This window comes from Kribbella sp. NPDC059898, from assembly GCF_042730855.1.
Lineage (GTDB): Bacteria > Actinomycetota > Actinomycetes > Propionibacteriales > Kribbellaceae > Kribbella.
This window is the reverse complement of the sequence record NZ_JBHWKR010000026.1, coordinates 40,905-60,906: the sequence shown is the minus strand read 5'-3', so window position 1 is coordinate 60,906 and position 20,002 is coordinate 40,905. Positions and strand designations below refer to the sequence as shown.

Sequence of the window (20,002 nt, the reverse complement as noted above, 5' to 3'; positions counted from 1 at the left end):
GAAGTCCCTTCGTGAGGTGAACGCGCGTCATAGTTAACGCGCTCGCCCCCGGCCCGGTACGCCGGCGCTTCGTACCGGGCCGCGTGAGCCATTCGACGTCCTTCCAGGTGCAGCTGTCGGCACAGGTACCGGCGCAGGGATGTTGGAACGGCGGACGGTCGCAGGGGCAGGGCCAGTACGACCGCCCACCGGGCTTAGACCCCCATCAGGCTCCGGGCATCCGGGGAAGCCGCGACCAGGTGGTCACACTGATCCCACACACCCGATCACAGTCGGTTAGAGGTGGTTCTATTAAGCCGTCGTGTCGGACATCTGTCAATAGAGGGGGTTCTATTACCCTGGAGGCCGTGAGGCGGGAGCGCACGGCTACCGTTGCGCGATCACGCGAGGAGGACGATGACAGGCGGCGGCTACCGGGCGATCGCGGCGACACTGCGCGAAGCGATCATGCGCGGCGACTACCCGCCCGGCTCCACCTTGCCGAAGCAGCAACTGCTCGCAGCCGAGCACAACGTCAACGTGAAGACCGTTCGCTACGCGATCCAGCTCCTGGCCACTGAAGGCCTCGTGACCCCGGTCCGCCGCCGAGGAACCGTCGTCCGCGCGCGGCCACCGATGCGCCGGCTCGGCGCCGAGCGGTACGCCAAGAGCAAGTGGAAGTTCGGGAACGTCGTCGCCTTCATCGCCGACCGCGAAGCATCCGGCCAACCGTGGAAACCGACCGACCAGACTCAAACCGTCGCACTCGTCGAGGCCGACGCCGCCACCGCCGAGGCCTTCGGCATCGACATCGGCGACCAGGTCTACGAACGCGCCCGGCTGGTGCGGGACGCAGCCGGGAGCCCGACTCACACCCTGACCAGCTACTACCTGCCCGACGACGTCGAGGGCACGCCCCTGGTCGACCCCACCCCAGGCCCCGCCGGCCGCGGCGGCGGATTCGCCGTACTGACGATGCAAGGCCTCGAACCCGACACCATCACCGAGACCTTCCACTCGCGGGAACCGACACCCGCCGAGATCGAACAGCTCGCACTACCCGCCGTCGGTGAACCGGTCGTCGAGCTGCACCGCACGACCATGACCAGAAGCGGCCGCGTCGTCGAGTTCGCCCGCGGGATCCACGCCGCCAGCCGCTTCTCCTGGACCTACACCTTCCGGATCCCCGAATGACCGTCGCCCGCATCCCAGCCGCCCACCTCGCCGCCGCGCAGATCCTGTGGGACTACCACGACCTCCACCACGAGCTCCGGCCCGTCGACGTCGGCATCGGCCTCGGCAGCCACGACCTCGGTGTCGCCACCTACACCGCCCAGCTCTACCACCGCGGCCTGTTCCCCAAGATCCTGTTCACCGGCGCGAACGCCCCCACCACCATCGAACGATTCCCCCGCGGCGAAGCCATCCACTACACCGAGCACGCACTCGAACTCGGTGTGCCCGCCGACGACATCATCATCGAACCCAAGGCCACCAACACCGGCGAGAACCTTGAACTTGCCCGGGCCGCGCTTGCTGAGCAAGGACTCTTCCCGCAGACCGTGATGCTGATCTCTCGGCCCTACCAACAACGCCGCGCCTATGCCACCTGCCGCAAACTCTGGCCCGACGTCGAACCGGTCTGCGCCTCCCAGCCGCTCCCGCTCGAGCACTACGTCGCCTCCATCGGCGACGCCGACCGAGTCCTCAACATGCTCGTCGGCGACACCCAGCGCATCGACGTCTTCGCCGAGAAGGGCTTCGCGATCCCCCAGCCTGTGCCAGCGGACGTGCGCGCGGCCTACGCCAGCCTCGTCGAAGCCGGCTACACCCGACGACTCGTCACGTAGCTGGAGTTGTGACCGCTACGCTGGGCGGTCCTCAATGGCTTTCCCGTCAGGCGCCGGGCTCTCCGGCCAGCTGTGCGACTTCACGGATCGGCTTGTTCTGCTGCTCGATCTCGGCGTCCGTGTCCATCGCCGCGGGCGCGAGAAAGTGCCGGTCGTACGTGCCGGACTTGTGGTCACCCAGGTGGTTGAGCATCCACGCCTTGGCGTCGGCGGCGTAGACGTTGACGATGTCGTGGAGCTCGGGAGCGTTCCAGTCGTCGTATGCGTAGCCGGCTTCGGTGCGGAACTCGTCGTCCAGGGTGAGCAGCTCCTTCTCGGCGGCGTCCCACCGATCGGCGGCATCGCGAACTTCGCCCGAGGCGTTGCCGACAGCCACTGAACTCGCCATCGTTGTCGACTCCCTTCTGCTCACCGACGTCGTCGACGGCGCGTCAGCCAGCACCGACAAGCCTACGAGGCCTGAGATAACTCCCCTTTGACCAGCCCAGGCAGCCGGAGTGAACCGTCGGCCTGCTCGCCTTACCCCGGAGAACAGCTCGGCCTGGGCGTGTGGCTCCCGCGGCGCCTAAACGAAGAGGGTGCAGCGGGAACCACGTGCTTCGGTCCCGAGTTGTAGCGGGCTCTGCGTCAGTTGGCAGTTGGTTGGTTCACCAGGTGATGCGGAGATCGGTGAGACCGCGGAAGAAATAGTCCGGTCGCCATTCCGGTTGTCCGGACAACTGTGCGTTCGGGAGCCGTGTTGCGGCAACGCGTGCCGCGGTACGGATCTCGTAGCGGGCCATGGTGGCGCCACGGCAGCGATGCGGTCCCACGCCGAATGCGAGGTGCACGCTGATGTCCTAAGCGGCCTGCGCCAATAGACTCAGGTCTCACGCGACTTCCGCAGCAGTCGCACACATACTTCAACCTTCCACACTGGTGTAGACTATTGCAGTAGGTGATGGGAGGTCGAAGATTGTCTGGGTTGATGCAGGTGGCCGAGCTTGCTGGTGAGCAGTGGGGCCTGATCACTACAGGCCAGGCAAGACAGCTAGGCGTGAGCGCCGCAGAGCTGGCTCGTTGGGCCGACCGCGGCGCCCTGACCAGGCTTACTCACGGTGTCTACAAGATCACCGGCAGCGCCTATGACCCCCACGACGACCTCCGAGCCGCATGGCTCGGGCTCGACCCGAAACGCACCGCCATCGATCGGCTCGCGCAGCAGCAGGTCGACGCAGTCGTATCGCACCGCTCCGCGGCGGCGCTGCACGGCCTCGGAGATCTGGATGCCGACGTCCTCGAGTTCACCGTCCACGGGCGCCGGCAGTCACGCCGTCCCGACGTACGTCTTCACACCCGCTCAGCACCCATTGACCCGAGATCGTGGTCCCGGGTAGCTGGTCTACCCGTAACCACGATCATGGCGACAATCGTGGATCTCGCGGCCGCGAATATCGATGGCGGTCACCTGGCCGGCATCGTCAGGGACGCCGTGGCAACCGCCGTCGTCGACATCGACGACCTCAGCGCAGCGCTCGCACCTTACGCACACCGCTACAACGCCACTCTCGGAAACGGAAGAGCACTCGTTGAGCGGCTTGTCAGCGAGGCGGGGCTCCCTGCGACCACTGAGCGGGCGAGCGATCTTGTCCGCGGTCAGGGGACTTTCGGCCAGGTCGCGAAGTTCATCGCAGCAAACACCGATCCCGAACTGTTTCGGCCGTTGGTCTCGGCTGTCGACAGCGCCGCGGTCGATGAAGTGGCCAAGCACGCGCTGTGGGATGCGCTCGATCCTGAAACGAGAAAGAGGTTCCTGGCCGCCATCCAGGCCGCCGCAAGCAACCAGCTGCGGGCCGAGCGGTGAGCGGCAGGCCGTACCGGAACGCGAACGCGTTCCGGGTTGGCATCGAGCGTAGCGTCAAGGCCGCGGCGGCTGCGCGTGGCCTGCCGGCAGAGCGAGTTCGCAGAGAGCTGATCCTGCAGAGGTTCCTGGCCCGAATCTTCGTCGACCCGACGAACGATTGGGTCCTCAAGGGTGGCACGAGTCTGGTCGTCCGCAGCCCGTCCGCCCGCTACAGCAAGGACATCGACCTGTTTTACGCCGCGGCCGACCAGGAACTTGCTGGGGCGGTCGATGACTTGCGCCGGCTTGCCACACGGGCACTCGCCGGCGACCTGTTCACGTTCGTCATCGGCGATCCCCAGCGCGGAGGCGGCCAGGACCACGACCATGTCGTCGCCACCCTCAAGGTCACTGGATACATCGGAGCCGCCGAGTACGGCGGGAACTTCCCGATCGATCTGTCCCTGAACCAGCGTGCAGCCGAACCGGTCGACTGGGAGCAGCCACGACCGGTTGTCGAGCTACCCGGGGCCGACCCGTTGCCGCGGTTCGCCCTGTACCCGCTTCCTGAACAGGTGGCCGACAAGCTCTGCGCGATGTACGGCCGATATCGTGACATGCCCTCCTCACGATACCGAGATCTCGTCGACCTGACCCTCATTGTCACGACCCACGAACTCGACGCCGCACAGACTCTCCGAGCCCTCCGAGGTGAGGCCGGCCGGCGAGGCATCGAGTTGCCCGATGCACTCACATCGCCCGGCCCATCGTGGAGTCACGGATATCGCGGTTCCGCAGCCGAAACGAGCCTCCATCCAGCACTACAGGCCCTGGACGCTGCATTGAGCCTCGTCGGCCGTTGCCTCGGGCCCCTGCTTGCCGGCGCCCGAACCACGGGACGGTGGAATCCGACCCAACTCACCTGGGATGACGCGGCCGAACACCGCCTCGACGGTCCACCCTCGACATAGATACGACGCGGTCCTCAGCTGTTGCGCGGGCCCGTCGGACTCCATTCCGCGAGAGTCGCGCCGGTTGCATCAAGACGGACTGTCCCCCCGTTCCTGACCAGCGCTTCTTGGTCCGGCCTGGGCGCCTTCTGCTCGAGCACCGCAGTGATCAAGGTCCGTGTTGCGTGGGCCACAAGTCGAGGGGCCTCTTCGTGAACGCGGTGCCCCGCGGTGTGCGCAACAATGAGATGGCCGGACCACCGCGCTGCGAGGTCCAACTGATGGCGGTGCCAACGTTGATCGACTTCGATTAGCGTGAGGGGCCGATACGGCGCCGGGTCCTTGACCCGGAGCCAGCGCCACTGGGCGCTGCCGATGACAAGCGTGTCGATCTTGTGCTTCGGGCCGGGCTCGAACTCGGCCAGAGTGGCCGCCATCGAGATCTGCCATCCTTCACCTTCGCGCCCGTCGACCAGGATCTCTTCAGGATCGTCGAGGATCCCGTGGAGCGCGGGATCTGTCGCGTCGACCAGGACCAGACCTGCTACTTGCTCGGGCCAGCTGCGGGCGAGTGCGTCGACGATCAACCCACCGATCGAATGCCCGACGAGAATCCACGGCCCCTTCACTTCCGCTGCTTCGAGCAGCATCGCCAACTGTTTCGCACCCCATTGCACCGATCGGGCCTGACCGAGATCGGCAGCGTCAAGGGTCCCTGAGTCGCCGCAGCCCGCCCGGTCGTAGGTGAAGGTGGGCGTACCAGCTGGCAGCCAGTCGATCACCAAATCCCACACAGCGCCGGCCTCGCCCAGCCCAGATACGAACACGACGCATGGACCCTCGCCAGGAGAGTGTCGGTAGGTCAGCTCCGTGCCACCGATCACACAACTCTGCCGCTCGTTCAATCCTCACTCCGATCTCAGGCGGCCCACCCAGACCTCACGAGCGTACGCACCGGGATCAGTCCCCGCCTCAGCTGAGCGGTGTCGCGAGCCCGCACTCACTGGTCAGCACGCCCGCATTCTCCGCAGCGGCGGATCGTCCTGAGTACCGTGGTGCCATGGCCGCACGCGACCTCAAAGAGGAGTTGCTACGGAGGATGGATCTCGACCAGTCGGCACGGGCAGAAGTACAAGATCTGCCTGACGAGGCGCGTCTGGATCGATGGCCATCGGTGGCCAGGATCGATCACGACAACACCGCCTGGCTCGCGACGATCATCGCGAGCGGCGGCTGGCCTCGGATTTCTGATGTCGGTGAGCAGGGGGCGACCGCGGCGTGGATCCTGGCCCAACACTCAGATGACGCGCCGGCCGTTCAGCGGGAGTTCCACCAGCACATGGCAGCTGCCGCGGCGTGCGGTGAGGCTGAGCCCCGCCTGTTGGCGTATCTGGAGGATCGGATTCGGGTTAACGCGGGCCGACCCCAGCTGTACGGAACCCAGTTCATCACCGTCGGGAACGGGGAGCCTCAACCGCGGCCGATCCACGACCGGGAGTCTCTCGATCAGCGCCGCGCGTCGGTCGGCCTCGAGCCGTTCGCAGACTACGCGGCCACGATGCGGTCCGACTGGACCAGGCGGCAAACTGCTGATACCACCCGGCCCCACGATCAGCCGGGCGGCTGATACCTGCTGCCGGACCGACCAAAGCGACCCGCTGGACCAGCGTCACTTCGCGCCGCCCAATCGACAGGCGGGCATCATTGCCATCACCCCATCTGCCTCTGGAGGTCACAGTGACAGCTTCCGACAGCCAGCCAAGGTCCTCCCCGGCATCGTGGCCGGACACGACACGGCGCCCACCGCCACAGGGGTACAGCGTGGACGCGATCGCAGTCTGGCTCCTCGGGCGCCATCCCCACCTGGCCGCGCTCCTCGCCCAGGCCGACTGTGTGGTCGACGAACCGTCCGGTGTCGATCTCGACCCGGAACTCATGCCCTACCAGGTGGCCGGGATCTCGGCCGATCTGCGAGCGCTCGCCGGCGACTTCGCGGCCTACGACAGGTGGAACAACCTGACGATCGATGTACCACCCGAGCCGGTACCTGCGCGCGCTGAGCTCTTGGCGGCGATGGAATACGGCGAGCAGTGCCAACTACGCCTGCTGGCGACCTTGTCCGAGTACGGTGTGGGGTTCTGCCTCGAAGCCGACGGGTTCGTCGCCCTCGGGGACTCGGGCCGGCGTGTATTCCTGGACTGGCTCGATGCTTTGCGCGCCGAATGGGGAACGGCCCAGTTCACCGGTTCCCCCGGATCACCGGTTCAGCGGCCACAGAACTCGTGAAGCCGCGCAGGATGACGCGGCCACCTATTCGGTGGGATCACCGGTCGAAGGTCAGGAACACGCCTCCAACTTCAATCACAAGAGACTTGCCAGCGGCAGCAATGGCGAACCCGGTCACAAGATCGACCTGGGTCATCAGCGTGCGGATCGCGCCGGTCGCGAGACCGACGGCGACGAGCTTCTGGAGGCCTTGCCGAACCAGGAGGTTGTTTCCGACGACGGCGAGCGCACTCGGATTGCGATCCAGATCTTGATCTGCCGGCAGGTGCTTGGTCCATCGAGTCTTGCCGCTGGCAACATCACGCGCGACGACGGTTTGGGGTAGTCCTTGGACCGAGTCCTGTGTCTCGAACGTCAGAACCGTGCTTCCCGCCACCATGACACCGTCATAGAGGTGGGCCTGTACACGGTTCGACAGATCCTGCCGCCAGCGTTCCTTCCCGTCCGGGCCGAGCCCAACAAGCCAGTTCCGGGTGTACTGGCCCTCTGCCCCTGGCTCCACGGATCGCGCGGAGCTGGTCTGCCTGGAGTGGACCAGCACGATGCCATCGCGGACGCCGATCACCTTGTTGGCCCACCCGGTCGCGTCAGGCCCTCGATACTCCCATTCGTCTGCGCCGTCGGCCGTGCTGAACGCACGCACCGGGTCAGCCTTCAGCCGTCCGGAGGCCTTGCTACCTCGCGAATCGAAAGCCCACTGAGTAACCAAGACGGACTTTCCGAACACATCGACGGCACCGCCCGCCGTAAACCCGGCGATCCGCTTCTTCCACCGGTCCTTTCCGGTGGCAGGATCCATAGCCATCAGGGTCGGTGCCTGTTCAGCGTTCGCTTGACGCTCGCTGTGAACGGCAAAGACGGCGCCATCTCCAGCGGCAATGTCGGACCCTTCGCCACCGTAGTAGTCCAGATAGTCGGCACCCAGCGACTTGCACCACTGCATGTCGCCCGTATCCGGGCCGACTGAGGCAACCTGTGGCGCCAGCGCCTTGGGGGCGCGCTGAACTGTCACCAAACTCGTAGGAGTGCTCGTTGCCATCAACTCGTCATCGCGGTACCACCGCGCCCAGGACGGCCGACCAGCCCTGGTGTCGATGCGGGTCATGACCCCAGGCGCGACCCGGCTGCCTCGGTAGATCCTGCTGAACCTGAGCAGCGGCTCACCGTCGACCAGGCCAAAAAGGTTCACCGCGTCCAGGTCCGGGCCTTGTTCCTTCTCGCTCGGCGCCGTCACGACACTGCGCAGAGTTCCGATGTCGGATGGGATTCTCCTGGCCCGGTCCACCGCATCCGTCGCATTGCGAAGAGCCGCCGTCTTGTACCCGCTCAGATCGGGGTTCGCTGCTGCCGATATCCGGATCGGAGGGAGCGGCTGATCCGCCGGCACACTACCGGCCAGAACCTGGCACTTGTTTCCCCGCCACTTCTCCCATGCCTTCGCCCACCATTCCGGTCCGCGAACGGCGCCAACGACACCGAGCACGAGCACCAACCCCAGCGCAACCCATTTACGATTCATCGTCTCCCCGAGCGTCATGAAGAGCGATGCCAATGCAACAGCGAACCCTCGGCATCCCCCGTGACCTTAGTGCCAGCGCCGGCTCGCCCGGATCTACATTCCGCGGGTCGCGCTGCGCACTGCTCGGGGCGCGGTCCTGAGTGGCACCAGACCTCAACGTGTGGGCTCGCCCGTTGCCGAGATCGCGTCTGCGTCGTACAGACGACTTGAGCGCGAGTTTCGTCACCGCGTCCGTCGACTAGCGTCTGCCGGATGTGCTCGATGCTGTGGGTGTATCGGTGAACGTCCCGCATGCCGCGGCTTCGGTTCATCGCGAGGTCCCTTCAGCTGCCAGGAGGCGGAGGAACTGCGCGCTGAGGCCAAGCAGCTCGATCTCCTGCGTCAGGTACAGCGCCGCACCTTGACGGTGGAGAACGCTTCCCGGCTCGGCCCTGATCTTGAGCGCACGTGCGGCCCCACGGACGTACGCTTCGGCCGCCTCGGTGAACGTTTGCCCATCAACAGGTTGAAGTGGATCGTCGCGACGCAGGACGCTGCTGACCACTCGCCACAGAACGACAGCGACCACGACCCGGTTCTTGTCGCCCTCAGATTTGAGATAACTGCTCAGAAATCTGGGGTTCACCGCCGCTGGCAGGATCAGCCCAATAGGACCTGCGCGTTCTGCATCGCTGGATGCGCGCGATGCTTGGTGCTTGGGGCAACCGTCCCGGAAGCGCCCAAGTTGTCGATCAACCGGGGAACATCTGCACTCGCCGTACTCCGCCAGGAGCGCAAGTACCTCGGCCGCAGTCAGGCCGCTCATCGCTGCGACCCTCGATCGGGCAGCCCGTACCTGACGCTCTGGGTCAGTGTCCTCCACCGGGTGTTCAGTTCGCAGGGCACGGCCGCCGCGTCGATCTCGCAGATCGTCGCGTCCCGGCCATCGTTCAAGTGGACCCGATTGCCGGTCGCCGGCGGGTCGAAGAACTGGATAGTCCCTGCGGGACACTCGGGCATTTCGCGTTCTCCTGTTCTGCCGAGTAAGCGCCGCAGCAGCGGGGCTGCGAGCCATGCGGTTCGGTGAACTCGTCGGCGTCCCGCCCGACCCTATCGGCGGCGGACATGCGGCTGAGGCTCACCACATCAGTCACCACTGCCGACCAAACCTCAGATCGCATCTCAGATGGGCCGCGGCCCCCATCCACCCCAAATCTGGGACCTGGCAACTCTCGCCATCCATCAATCCTTGTCACTGACAAGGATTGATGTTAGGTTTCTCTTGTCAGCGACAAGGAAAGGAGGGGATACTAGTGAGCGGAGATCTCCGCAGGATCCTCAAGGCACTGGATGACCAGGGCTTCGATGTGAAGCAATCGAGGAAGGGCCACTGGATCGTCCGGGACGCGAACGGGAAGCGAGTTGCCACGCTCGCTGGGACGGCGTCGGACCACCGAGCGTGGCTCAACGTGCTGGCCTACCTGCGGAAGGCAGGTTTCATTTGGCCCCCAGCCAAGTAGGGGGCTGCGCGGCCCCCGGGAGTGCACCCGGGGGCCGCGTCCTCCACTTGACTGTCAGCGACAAGGAAGGAGACGACAATCATGACCGACTGGACCGCCGTGGTCGACTGGACCTACCCCATCACCCCCAACACGGCCCAGCTCGACGAGTGGCTCGGCCAGCTCGAGGGCCTGTCCGCGGCAATCCACGACGAGCCCGCCGAAGACCTGGGACGCGACAAGGTGCGCTGCTCCGCCACGATCAGCTTCGAGGCCGCGACTCTGAGGCAGGCCGCGGCAGAAGCCATCCGCCTGATCGAGAGCGCGACCGGGGCCAAAGCCTCCGGGGTTAACGTCGTGACCACGAGAGAATTTCGCCGGCGCCTGACTGAACCGCAGTTCCCGCGGATGGTCAGCTACACGCAGATCGGGCAGAAGCTCGGCGTGTCGCGTCAGCGTGCCCGGGAGATCGCCACGACCGTCAAGGGCTTCCCGGCCGCAGCTATCGAGGGCCCGAACGGCCCACTGTATGTCGAGGAGTTGGTCGACGCGTTCGGTGCTCGATGGGATCGCAAGGTGGGTCGTCCTAGTGTTGACACCATGAGCACGCCGGCCTCGAGCCACTCCCCCACGACGGGCGAGTGACCATGCGCCCGATCCCCTACACCGTGACGGACGACTCAACCTTGTGGCTCGATTTCGTCAACGGCACCGGCGTCAACGACGCAGGGCAGGTCATCACGCCGGTCATCGGCGGACGTCGTAGCAAGCCATCGCTGGTCGACCTGCTGAACACGGCCCACAAGCACGGCGCAACTCGGATCATGCTGTCCGGCGCCATCCCGCCGGGTACCCCGGGCAAGCCGCACTGGCTGACCGTCGAGACGCCGGGCTGGCGCGGCGACGGGCACTGGCTTCAGGCACGCACGCCGACAGGAAGATTCGTCCACATCGCTGACAACGTCAAAGTGGAAGTCCGCCTGGTCAGGGAATGGTTTGCCGGCGACGACGTGCCCGCACCATCGGCGCGCGAGGCCTGGAACATCACGACCAGCCTGCTCCGCCGCTACGGCGCCGGCGGCGGGATGCTGCGATCTCCTGCCGGCACCGGGCAGAACCTGTGGGCACACACCCTGCCCCGTGACCCGACGTACGACTACGAAGCCACGATGGTGTCCGACGAGATCGCCGATCTGATCCACTCCACCAGTGGCCAGCACCGAACCGAGAGCTTCGTCGCCGGCGACGGACGCTGCAGCTGCGGCGACTGCGTTCCGCTGATCACCTCCGACAAGATCGATGGCCTTGCGGCCGCGGACGGACGGTTCATGTACGCCGGCCTGGCCAAGGGAGAGCTCGGCGTCGGACCTGCCCGGATGCTCACCGCTGCCGAGGCAACAGAGCTGTGGACCCAGGCAGACAAAGGCCGCTACGTCAAAGCCCGCTATCGGATCCGGTTCACCGTGCCGGACATGTGGGATTCCCTCGGTCTGTTCGGAGTTCAGATCCCGGACTCGACGACTAGGGCATGGCACTGGCCGAACCGGCCCGGCGCGACGTACGAGACGTGGGTCGACGGGGCGGAGCTGGTGCACGACACCAATACCGGCTGGTGGCGCGGGATCGAGATCCTCGAGGGAATCCAGCTCACCAAGGGCAGGCCCCTCGACACCTTCATCGACCGGTTGCTGCGGGCGCGGGCGGCCACGAACGAGCTCGACGCGACAGACATGCTCAAGTCACTCGTCAAGAGCGCCCTGCGGGCGATTCTGCTGCAGACGATCGGTGGCTTCCACTCCCGCGGACGTGCCCGCACTCACATCGTCGAAGACCTCAGCGTCGTGCCGCCGGAGGCAATTCACTCGGTCGTCCAGTACGGTGACCGCTTCATTTACATCGAGGAGCAGAGGCTGAGCGACCGCCAGCGACTCTTCCATCGCCCCGAGTTGCCTGCACAGGTCTGGGCCAAGGAACGCGCCCGGATGCTTCTGGCGCCGACCGCGCCGTTCATTGCAAACGGGCTTCAGCTGAAGGAGTGGGGTGCGCTTGACGTCGACCCGCAGACTCTGGTCGCGATCAATGGCGATGCGATCGTCACGACGCAGCCGCACTTGGCGACCATTCCGGTCGGCCTCGGCGGCGGCGATGACGGCAAGGAAGGCAAGCTGCGGCTGAAGGGCTGGCTCCCGGGGCCACACCCGAGCCCCCGCACGCGTGCCGCTCGTGACGCCATGGTGAAGAAGGCCGAGGCTGCCGGCCCAGGAGCCGCGTTCGACCAGCTCGCGACACGGAGGCCTTCATGACGGCCACGCCGGGCGGGCAGCCCACCAGCCGGGAACTCCTCAACCACCTCCACAGCGTGGACGGAATGAGCTGGGCGCGTATCGGCCAGGTCCTCAAGCGGCATGAGTCCGGCCTACGCCGGATCGCTGCCGGCAGATCGCCCGGCGAGAACCTGCAGGAGGCACTCGGCCAGCTCGTTCGAACCGGCACGGTCACGACCCCCCCGCCACGGCGCACCACGAAGACCGGCGAACCGGTGAAGGTCCGCGGCAAGGCCGGTCAGCCGTCTGTAGTGCCACCCGATGCTCCGATGGGCACTCAGGCCAAGGCTCCGGCCAAAGGCGCGAAGCTTCGCCGGGCGGACCTGAAGAATCCGCCGCGCGGACTCGTCAAGATTCACAACACGCCGCAGGCCCCGCGGTCGATTCTCGCCCCGCCGGATCGCCCCCAGCCCGGCAAGTCAAAGTTCGACGAGTCGACAAACACTCATCCCACTGGTGAGCTGTACCGGATGACGGTCCCGAAGACCGAGGGGCCTGGGCGTGAGCGGGGCAGGCAGTCGTTGATGGACAAGCTCCGGCAGGCCAAAGCCAAGAAGAAGCGGGTCAACTTCACCGTCACTTTGAACGACGACCGCGTCATCAGCGTCGGCTCCAAGCGCGGGTACTCCGCTCAGGACGTCCTGCAGCGTTCCGAGAACGAAGGCGACGACCCGCTCGCCTGGATGGACGGCGAGATCGCCGGGATCGAGCACTACGGGGATGTCGAGGACGCAGAAATCGTCGGCGTTCAGATGGTCACCTTCGAGTAGAGGAAGGCGCGACACAATGGGCGGCACCTCCTCACCCCACTACGCCATCAGCCCAGTCCACGTCCTCGCGCTGGTCCGAGGACTCGCGGAAGAGGCTGCAAGTCCTGATGCGGATCGCTACCGGTACTTCAAGTCCCTGCTCGGCAGCGAGCTTCACGAAGCAGCCGCGATCCGCTGCGGCTTGGTAGAGCACCACGGCGACCTACGCATCACGCTGGCCGGACTCGCCTTCTACCAGCGCTGTCTGCGCCACCTTCCCACCACGGCAGCCAAACTACTGGAACGAGCAGCAGCCGAACGTGGCCGACGCAGTCGCTGAAATCGAGCGCATCTACGACACGGCTGCTGCCGCCTCCACCAACTGATCTCGCGCGTCTGCCCCTGCGATCCGCGTTCCGGCGCAACCGTAACCCCTTCATTGTTGTTGCCCATGGCCCGTGATTCCGGACTGGCCTCAGCCGCAGGACACCGCGGCCCCCGTCCATGCCGCCAGGAGCACAAAGCGACGTAAACGGCGGATACTCTGGCGCCCATGGAGCACGACGAGCGAACGGTCCCCGGCGGAGCGCTGGCGGCTGCGCTACAGATGGTCGAGATCGTGTGTGGCCGCGATGGTGGCGCATCGTCCGGCCGGGTGAGCGACGAAATCGTGCATAGTTTGAAGATCTGGGGGCATGACGTGGTGACCGAGGCCTTCGGCACTCTCATCTACGTCGCCGCCCGGCAGTTGCAGCCGGCCGCGGACCAGCCCGATGCTGCAGGACCGATGGAACTCGTGTCTGCGGTCGTCACCAGGCTGCAGAGAGAGTACCCGGAAGTTCTGAACGAGCACATATCGATTGCTGCCGGAATCTTGACGGCCGCCTTCCTCGATATCGGCCCGTACGGCTGGCGCACGTCTCTCGGCCCGGTCCATCCCAGCGAACACCTGACCTGGTGCTTCACAGCCGCACTGCTGGTCGACCTCGTTGACACCACGATGCAGCGCCCAGGCGGCTTCGCGGAGATCGTCGCGGCCATTCTGGACTCCGACAGCTGATCACCGGCGAGCGGTCAGCCCGTCAAGTGCCGTGCGAAGTCTCGAGGTCACTAGGCTTCGACCGGTTCACCTGAAGAAAGCAGAAACCGCACTCAGTCGTCCTGCGGGCTGGCGAGTTCGGCCCGTCCCTTGCGGGTCTTGATGTATCGCGCGGGTTCGTTGTCCGCCACGACTCGAAGAAGGAGCCCTTCCGAGCACATGGCGTCCAGCTCGCGTTCGATCTCGTAGTCGCGAGCTTCTTCAGGCGTCATCGGTGTCTCGCCGCGGTACAGCGTCATCCAACATCCCCCTCACTGGGTCCATCTCGGCCTACCACCGTCGACGGGAATCCTACTGCCGGCGCGACAGGCTCAGGGAGGACTGGTCGACGCACCCGTGCGGCACGCGGTCAGGCTGACAGGGAGCTGCGGGCAGCCACGATCAGCCTGAGCACGGCCTGTTTGCCTGCGCTGGGCGTGGTCGTTGCGACGGCTTCGTTGATGTCGTGGACCAACTGGAGAAGGCATCCGCGGTCGGGCACGGTCGCGTTGGCTTCAGCATCGAGCTCGTCCGCGATCATGGTGAGGTGGCGCTCTGTCTCGTCGGGTAGCTGCAGGACCGGTGCGAGTTGTTTCACGCCTTCGGCCAGTTCGTGCGCCCTGCGTAGGTGAGGTGCCTGACTGGGCCCAGCGTGGTGGCTGTCCGGGGAGGAGCCTTCGGTGAGACCCGCCTGGTGTGCCCGTGCGACCTCATCGGCCTTCAGCCCGAGGACTTCGGCAAGGCGCTCGGCAAACTCGGGCCGCAGGGTGGCGATCTTTCCGGTTTCGAGCGCCTGGAGGGTTGAGCGTGACAGGCCGGCGCGCTCGGCGAGGTCTTCCTGTCTGAGGCCGTGTTTCCTGCGCAGGGTCGCCAGCGTCTCTGTCGTCGCTTCGAGCAAGTCGACGAGCTCGACCCCGAGTGCGTCCGCGAGCTTCTTCTGCATCTGCGGCCGCGGTACCCGCGGCGATGCCTGGTTCTGCCAGCGAATCACCTCTTGGCGGCGTACGCCCACCAACTCGGCCAGGGCCGTATGGCTCAGCCCCCTCGCTTCCCGCATTTGGGCGAGGCGGGTCGGGCTGAAGGCCGGCGGGGACGTCTTGCTCACTCCCCCATCTTGACCGATAGCCCCCGCCGCGCGGCGGATCGGGCGATAGTGTCGGCGGCCCATGCGACCCTGAGCAGCCCTACCTGACTCGACAGAAGGACGACCAGGCACATGGCTAACAACATGGAGATCGGCAAGCAGGCCGAAGCCGCGGCCGCCGCCGCGCTCCGCGCCGAAGGCTTCACCGTCACTGACCTCAACGACGTCGCCGGCAACTGGCCCATCGTCGACCTGTTGGCCCGCATCGGTTCCAAGCGATGGCTGATCCAGGTCCGCGGCACCACCATCGACTGGGGACCATTCCGCACAGAGCCCGCGAAGGCACACCAACTGATCACGCTCGCCGAAGAACTCGGCTGCCACGCTCTCTACGCCTTCGTTCATTTCACCAGCGACAACACCGTCATCCGCTTCGCACCCGCCACCGAAGTCGCAGCACTCGCCGAGGAAGACGAAGCGAACACCGCGGGGAAGAACCGCTACCACGTCAACATCAACCAGTTCACCCTCTCGGCCGGCGCGATCGAGAAACCCCAGACCTAGATCACGGTCAGTGATCGAAACCCCGTCGCCGACAGGCTTGCGCGGGAGGCGTGTGGTGCAGAGAACTTCGGTCCATTCGATCGAGGACCTGGTGCTCATCGGCGGCCGCCTCGTGTACTGGCCGTGAGGTCTGGGGTTGAGGCGGACTCGGTCGACCTGACCCAGCCAGCGGCGATCAGCGCTTTCACGACCTGTGCTTCTGCCGGTACTTGCGTGGTCGAGTCGCTGCCGGCTAGCTCGGCTACGAGGTCAACGAAGCGTGTCTGGTGAAGTGCGTGCCAGGAGTGCAACGGCGCAGTAAGTTCGATGTTGGCGTGGCCTTCGTCGTTCTCGACCCAGGTCAGGTGCCATTCACCCACGCTCGTTCCGTCTGGCCGGCCGTCTTCGTCGAGGACGTCGAGGCCGGCGGTGAGGTGACTGCGGACCTGCCGGACCCGTTTCTCACTGTCGGCAGCACGTTGCGTGATGGCGGGCGTGCTGGAAGACAGGGCACCCGGCACTGTGGTGAAGCGTCGAAGGGTCCATGCCAGGTTCAGGCCGGGTCCTGGGACGAAGGCCATGTGCTGTCGGTTTTGCTTGACCCGGATGTAGTCCTCGAGCAGTCCGATGTCGTCGAGGTACCTGCTGATGAGTGGTCCGGGCCGCGCGGGCTGCTCGGCCTCGGCGTCCTGCCAGTGATCGCGGATGTACTGTTCGGCGGTCTCGGCGATGCTGTGTGCAGGTTGGATCGTCAGTGGCTCGCTGTCCTGCACGTACTCGGCGGTGATGCGCCACAGCAGGATGGAGATGACGACCCGCGGTGTGTCTACGTCCCATCCGGACAGGTAGTCGGGGATCCGGTCGAGCGGGAACAGTGTCTGTGGGATCAGCGCCAGCTCGGGTTGCTGGGCTGGGTTGCTCGCGGGTTGTGCGGATCCATGTCCGCGCACCACAGACTGTCTGGGGCACCGGTCGGAGCAGTCGCTCGTCGGGATTCCGCTGAGGCAATCGCAGATAGTGTGTCCGGCGATGAGGTCGAGGAAGTCGCTGACTGTCAGCACGTCGGTTCACCTCGTCTGAGGGCGGGCCCCTGTGCCGGTGCAGCGCGGTCGGGGTCGGGGTCGGGGTCGGGTACCGCGCTATCGAACGACGTCGGCTCACTCATCGGCGGGCCGCCTGGTCGGCGATCCTTGACGCTGCTCGAAGTTCGCGGGCGGCTGTCTCGAGGTGGGCTCGCAAGTCGTCCCCCGGTTGGCCGTCGTACTCGACGTCGAACACCGACGCGCTGACGAGCTCGTTGAGCGCGATGGTCGCCTGGTCCGCGCCATCGAGCGCGTCGGTGATGCCGGCGGCGAGTTTGGCACGTTCCTCACTGACGTGTCGCTCGTAGTCGCTGACGGCGTCGAACTCGTCGTCGTCGAGTCCCAGAAGCGACGCGGGCGACATGCGTGCCGCGACCAGTTCGGACAGCGATGGTCGCGGTTCATTTTCCGCGACGGAGCCGACGGGCGCGGTCATGGCCTGGTGTGACGGGTCGTGTGCGTGGTTCATCGGCGGTCGGCCTCCGGGGGTGAGTTGGATGTGAGCTCGCTGTGGGCGCGTGGGCCATGGGCGCTGGTAGGTGCGGGCGCGGTGAGCGTGATGTCGGCGATGTCGTCTGGTACCTGGAAGGCGTGGCCGAGCTGGGTGTAGGCCGCTGCGAGTTCCGCGATGGTCTTCCCGTCGAGGCGGTGGCCGGTCGCCTTCAGCGCGCTGAGCATGGTCATGAGCTCGCTGTTGCCGTAGGTACCGCGGTGGGAGATGCGGTGCGGGTAGGCGGGGTGCAGACGGGCCTTGTGCGCCGGCCACAGCGTCTCGTCGCGGTAGTCCTCCATGAACCGGTCGTATTGTTCGACCATCCAGCGGCGTTCCCATTCGGTCTGCACGGACAGTTCGAGTGCCCAGAGCTCGCCCCATTCGGCGTGCTTCGCATCCCGTTCGGACTTCCAGCCGGCGACCCGGTTGTTGAGCTCGGTGACAGCGGAGTCGTCGACGTGAATCAGGGCCGGGCCGCACTGCTGGCCGTCGCGTGTGTACCTGCCGAACAGCTGGGTCCCTGAGTAGGTCTGGGAGTGCAGGTAGCGGGCGTGGTGCGCGGTGACGTGGCCGCGGTTGTTACGTGACCAGGTGGTTGTCAGGTATCGGACCGGGTAGTTGGGGTCGGCGCCATGGTCGGGGATCAGCCAGACCTTGATCTGGGTGCGTTCGATGTCGTCGTGCCGGGCGAGCTGGTAGGTGGTTCCCAGGTAGGTGTTGCCGTCGCCGTGCTCGGCAAGGGTGTGCCTGCGGGCTTCTGCCCCGAGGGCGTCTATTTCGGGGCCGGACAAGTGGTCCGACAGCGAGGCTCCGAGGTTCCAGCCGGCCCATCGTTCGCTGGCCCACACGACGCGCCACTGGGCCGTTCGGGTCCCGGGCAGTACCCAGTCTCTGGTCCTGGGCTGTCCGTGTCCGGTCCGCGGGTAGGTGTGCTCGGTGCACCAGGTGTTCGCCGTGATCGCGCTGGAGTAGCGGTCGGCGCTGCGGGGTTCGGCGAGTACGACCCATCGGCCGTCGCGGCGCTGGGCGATGAGATTCGTCTCGGTGGTGCGGAGGCGCTCGATCAAGTCGTTGTCGCGGTCCGGGTCGGTGATCGCGTTCTGTCGCCGCCGGTATTCGGCCACGATGGTCTTGATGGCCTTGGCTTCGTTCGGGCCGCCGTCGCTGACCAGGGGCCGGTGCCACTTGTTGGCGAGCTTCCACCATTCGACCAGGCCGGGTACGACATCGGCTGCGTGGTCTGGGTCCGCGCCCGCGTTGATGAGCTGTGCGGTGATCAGATCTCGCATCGGCGCCTCGGCGGCTGCTTCGGCTTCCTTGAGTGCGATCGCGGCGTTGAGCAGCGGGAACATGTCTTCGTAGGCGTGACGGTCCAGCCGCGCTTGCAGGTAGCTGCGCATCTCGTCGATGCTGACCAGGTCGAACGGGACCACGAACCGGTCGCTGGGGTACACGACGCAGGAGGCCCGGGTCTTTGATGGCCGGAACCCGCCGGCGGCGTTGTCCCAGATCTCGTCGGTGCGTTGGTACTTGAACACGAGTCCGCCGTCGCGGCGACCGTCCAGGTAGTGGATGACGTTCGAGGGCGGGGGATTCGTCGTTGACGGGGTGAGGCGCAGGTGGGGACTGCCGTACTTGTTGCCGTCACTCGTCTCGTGCCGGAATGCGTCGGTCTCGAAGGCGCCAATGATCCGCATACCAGGATGGAGCTGGCTGTTGAGCCGGGCGAGCCATGTGTAGAACGGCTCACGGCCAGTGGTGAGCATACGATCGTCTTCGGCGTCGTTGATGAGGACGACATGGCCGGCTTCGTACGACGTCGAGTTGACGAATGACACGTGATAGGCGGGTTTGGGGTCGAACACGGAGGTGCGGTCGATCAGACCCTGAAGGATGAGCGCCGATCGCATGTAGTGCCGTTGCCTGCTGTCCTGCTTCTCCTCGGCTTTCAGCCAGGCCGATGATCCGGGGTCTATCGGAGCCCTTTCGTGGCGGCGCTCTTGCCAGTTGTAGTGGTCCTCGTAGAACAGGTCGGTGAACTCGGACCGTTTCGGCAGGATCGTCTTGCCGACCACGAAGTCCGTTCGCATCCGGTAGAGGCGCTGCCCATTGCGAATCAGCCAGTAGGACTGGATGTTTTCCTTGTTGCGGGCATCGTTCGCCCAGACGTCGCCGTAGTCGCGGCCGCGGCGTCTCGGGACCAGAACGACGACGCCGCGTGGCTCTGGCAGCACCTGGTCGAGGTGGTTCGGGTCCGCGAGCAGCCATTCGTCGAACTGTGTGATGTCGGCATGGTCGATGCCTCCCTGTTCGGCACCGATCGCGGTCTCTTCGTCCATCGACAACACCAGCTGCCGCAGGTGGATCGGGGTCTCGGCGGGCGCGGGTTCTCCACCGCGCAGCGAGACGATCTCTTCGTCCCGGCCGAGGTAGAGGTTGACGGTCCAGATCCCTTCGTGCAGCTGCTTCAATTCCTGCTCGAGCGGTGCCAGTGCTTCACGCGCTGCGGCCATCTGGGCTTCCATCTCGGCAACCAGGGCACGCCGGGCGTCTGCGATCTCGGACTGGCTTCGCATCAGGGCAGCGCGCCGGTCGGCGAGTTCGATCTTCACTTGCTCAGCCGGTACGTCCGCTCGGATCAGGTCGCTGCCCGGGGAGTCGGAGGGGGCAAGCTGACGTGCCTTGGCCACGGCTCGTTGGAGCATGTCATGAGCTGGGCCGGCCGGGCCGTCGTGGCGTGACGATGAGTCGGTGCCGGTGGGCGT

21 protein-coding genes are annotated in these 20,002 nt (G+C 65.9%); 12 read left to right on the top strand and 9 right to left on the bottom strand.

All coding sequences use genetic code 11. From position 1 onward, the window contains the following. Positions 1–396 precede the first annotated feature (396 nt). A complete protein-coding gene (locus ACFV9C_RS42800; protein ID WP_380203492.1) occupies positions 397–1,173 on the top strand; it encodes a GntR family transcriptional regulator in 777 nt (258 codons plus the stop codon). After that, entirely contained in the window at positions 1,170–1,829 is a 660-nt protein-coding gene (locus ACFV9C_RS42795; RefSeq protein ID WP_380203490.1) for a YdcF family protein, read from the top strand. The genes ACFV9C_RS42800 and ACFV9C_RS42795 overlap by 4 nt, the downstream gene beginning before the upstream one ends. 46 nt (positions 1,830–1,875) lie before the next feature. Here the strand turns inward: ACFV9C_RS42795 and ACFV9C_RS42790 are convergent, their stop codons facing one another. After that, positions 1,876–2,217 (bottom strand): hypothetical protein, encoded by a 342-nt coding sequence (locus ACFV9C_RS42790; RefSeq protein WP_380203488.1) that lies wholly within the window; start codon positions 2,215–2,217, stop codon positions 1,876–1,878. A gap of 579 nt (positions 2,218–2,796) precedes the next feature. On the opposite strand from ACFV9C_RS42790, the gene ACFV9C_RS42785 reads away from it, so the two are divergent. Next, entirely contained in the window at positions 2,797–3,672 is an 876-nt protein-coding gene (locus ACFV9C_RS42785) for a type IV toxin-antitoxin system AbiEi family antitoxin domain-containing protein (RefSeq protein WP_380203486.1), read from the top strand. After that, positions 3,669–4,622, top strand: a complete 954-nt coding sequence (locus tag ACFV9C_RS42780) for a nucleotidyl transferase AbiEii/AbiGii toxin family protein (protein ID WP_380203484.1) — start codon at positions 3,669–3,671, stop codon at positions 4,620–4,622. Before ACFV9C_RS42785 ends, ACFV9C_RS42780 begins: the two co-directional genes overlap by 4 nt. A gap of 14 nt (positions 4,623–4,636) precedes the next feature. On the opposite strand, the gene ACFV9C_RS42775 is transcribed toward ACFV9C_RS42780, so the two are convergent. Next, positions 4,637–5,428 (bottom strand): alpha/beta fold hydrolase, encoded by a 792-nt coding sequence (locus ACFV9C_RS42775; protein WP_380203482.1) that lies wholly within the window; start codon positions 5,426–5,428, stop codon positions 4,637–4,639. Positions 5,429–5,661: 233 nt separating this feature from the next. Between ACFV9C_RS42775 and ACFV9C_RS42770 the strand changes: the two genes are divergently transcribed. Continuing rightward, complete coding sequence (locus tag ACFV9C_RS42770; protein WP_380203480.1) at positions 5,662–6,228, top strand: DUF6624 domain-containing protein; 567 nt, start codon at positions 5,662–5,664, stop codon at positions 6,226–6,228. A gap of 194 nt (positions 6,229–6,422) precedes the next feature. Beyond that, a complete protein-coding gene (locus tag ACFV9C_RS42765; protein WP_380203478.1) occupies positions 6,423–6,887 on the top strand; it encodes a hypothetical protein in 465 nt (154 codons plus the stop codon). Between the two features lie 37 nt (positions 6,888–6,924). Here ACFV9C_RS42765 and ACFV9C_RS42760 read toward each other — a convergent pair whose 3' ends face one another. Together ACFV9C_RS42760 and ACFV9C_RS42755 are read right to left on the bottom strand one after the other, a co-directional pair. After that, the gene (locus tag ACFV9C_RS42760) at positions 6,925–8,424 is read right to left on the bottom strand and encodes a PQQ-binding-like beta-propeller repeat protein (protein ID WP_380203476.1); all 1,500 of its coding nucleotides are present in this window, start codon (positions 8,422–8,424) and stop codon (positions 6,925–6,927) included. Between the two features lie 289 nt (positions 8,425–8,713). Continuing rightward, positions 8,714–9,211, bottom strand: a complete 498-nt coding sequence (locus ACFV9C_RS42755) for a hypothetical protein (RefSeq protein ID WP_380203474.1) — start codon at positions 9,209–9,211, stop codon at positions 8,714–8,716. Between the two features lie 775 nt (positions 9,212–9,986). On the opposite strand from ACFV9C_RS42755, the gene ACFV9C_RS42750 reads away from it, so the two are divergent. From ACFV9C_RS42750 to ACFV9C_RS42730, 5 genes are all read left to right on the top strand, one after another. Further along, positions 9,987–10,529 carry a hypothetical protein gene (locus ACFV9C_RS42750; protein ID WP_380203472.1) on the top strand — a complete coding sequence of 181 codons (543 nt, stop codon included), beginning with the start codon at positions 9,987–9,989 and terminating at the stop codon, positions 10,527–10,529. Further along, positions 10,526–12,187, top strand: a complete 1,662-nt coding sequence (locus ACFV9C_RS42745) for a hypothetical protein (protein WP_380203470.1) — start codon at positions 10,526–10,528, stop codon at positions 12,185–12,187. Before ACFV9C_RS42750 ends, ACFV9C_RS42745 begins: the two co-directional genes overlap by 4 nt. Then, positions 12,184–12,978 carry a hypothetical protein gene (locus tag ACFV9C_RS42740; RefSeq protein WP_380203468.1) on the top strand — a complete coding sequence of 265 codons (795 nt, stop codon included), beginning with the start codon at positions 12,184–12,186 and terminating at the stop codon, positions 12,976–12,978. Before ACFV9C_RS42745 ends, ACFV9C_RS42740 begins: the two co-directional genes overlap by 4 nt. Before the next feature lie 16 nt (positions 12,979–12,994). Then, entirely contained in the window at positions 12,995–13,297 is a 303-nt protein-coding gene (locus tag ACFV9C_RS42735) for a hypothetical protein (protein ID WP_380203466.1), read from the top strand. Between the two features lie 213 nt (positions 13,298–13,510). Beyond that, a complete protein-coding gene (locus ACFV9C_RS42730) occupies positions 13,511–14,017 on the top strand; it encodes a hypothetical protein (RefSeq protein ID WP_380203464.1) in 507 nt (168 codons plus the stop codon). Between the two features lie 92 nt (positions 14,018–14,109). Here the strand turns inward: ACFV9C_RS42730 and ACFV9C_RS42725 are convergent, their stop codons facing one another. Both ACFV9C_RS42725 and ACFV9C_RS42720 read right to left on the bottom strand, forming a co-directional pair. Then, positions 14,110–14,295 carry a hypothetical protein gene (locus ACFV9C_RS42725; protein WP_380203462.1) on the bottom strand — a complete coding sequence of 62 codons (186 nt, stop codon included), beginning with the start codon at positions 14,293–14,295 and terminating at the stop codon, positions 14,110–14,112. Positions 14,296–14,405: 110 nt separating this feature from the next. Then, complete coding sequence (locus ACFV9C_RS42720; RefSeq protein WP_380203460.1) at positions 14,406–15,140, bottom strand: helix-turn-helix transcriptional regulator; 735 nt, start codon at positions 15,138–15,140, stop codon at positions 14,406–14,408. A gap of 123 nt (positions 15,141–15,263) precedes the next feature. Here ACFV9C_RS42720 and ACFV9C_RS42715 point away from each other — a divergent pair, with 123 nt between their 5' ends. Next, the gene (locus ACFV9C_RS42715) at positions 15,264–15,683 is read left to right on the top strand and encodes a hypothetical protein (protein WP_380203458.1); all 420 of its coding nucleotides are present in this window, start codon (positions 15,264–15,266) and stop codon (positions 15,681–15,683) included. Between the two features lie 95 nt (positions 15,684–15,778). On the opposite strand, the gene ACFV9C_RS42710 is transcribed toward ACFV9C_RS42715, so the two are convergent. From ACFV9C_RS42710 to ACFV9C_RS42700, 3 genes are all read right to left on the bottom strand, one after another. Further along, a complete protein-coding gene (locus ACFV9C_RS42710; protein WP_380203456.1) occupies positions 15,779–16,723 on the bottom strand; it encodes a hypothetical protein in 945 nt (314 codons plus the stop codon). Between the two features lie 100 nt (positions 16,724–16,823). After that, on the bottom strand, positions 16,824–17,213 hold the full coding sequence (locus tag ACFV9C_RS42705) for a hypothetical protein (RefSeq protein WP_380203454.1): 390 nt from the start codon (positions 17,211–17,213) through the stop codon (positions 16,824–16,826). Continuing rightward, positions 17,210–19,927: a hypothetical protein gene (locus ACFV9C_RS42700; protein WP_380203452.1), complete on the bottom strand. Its 2,718-nt coding sequence runs from the start codon at positions 19,925–19,927 to the stop codon at positions 17,210–17,212. Before ACFV9C_RS42700 ends, ACFV9C_RS42705 begins: the two co-directional genes overlap by 4 nt. Positions 19,928–20,002: the final 75 nt, after the last annotated feature.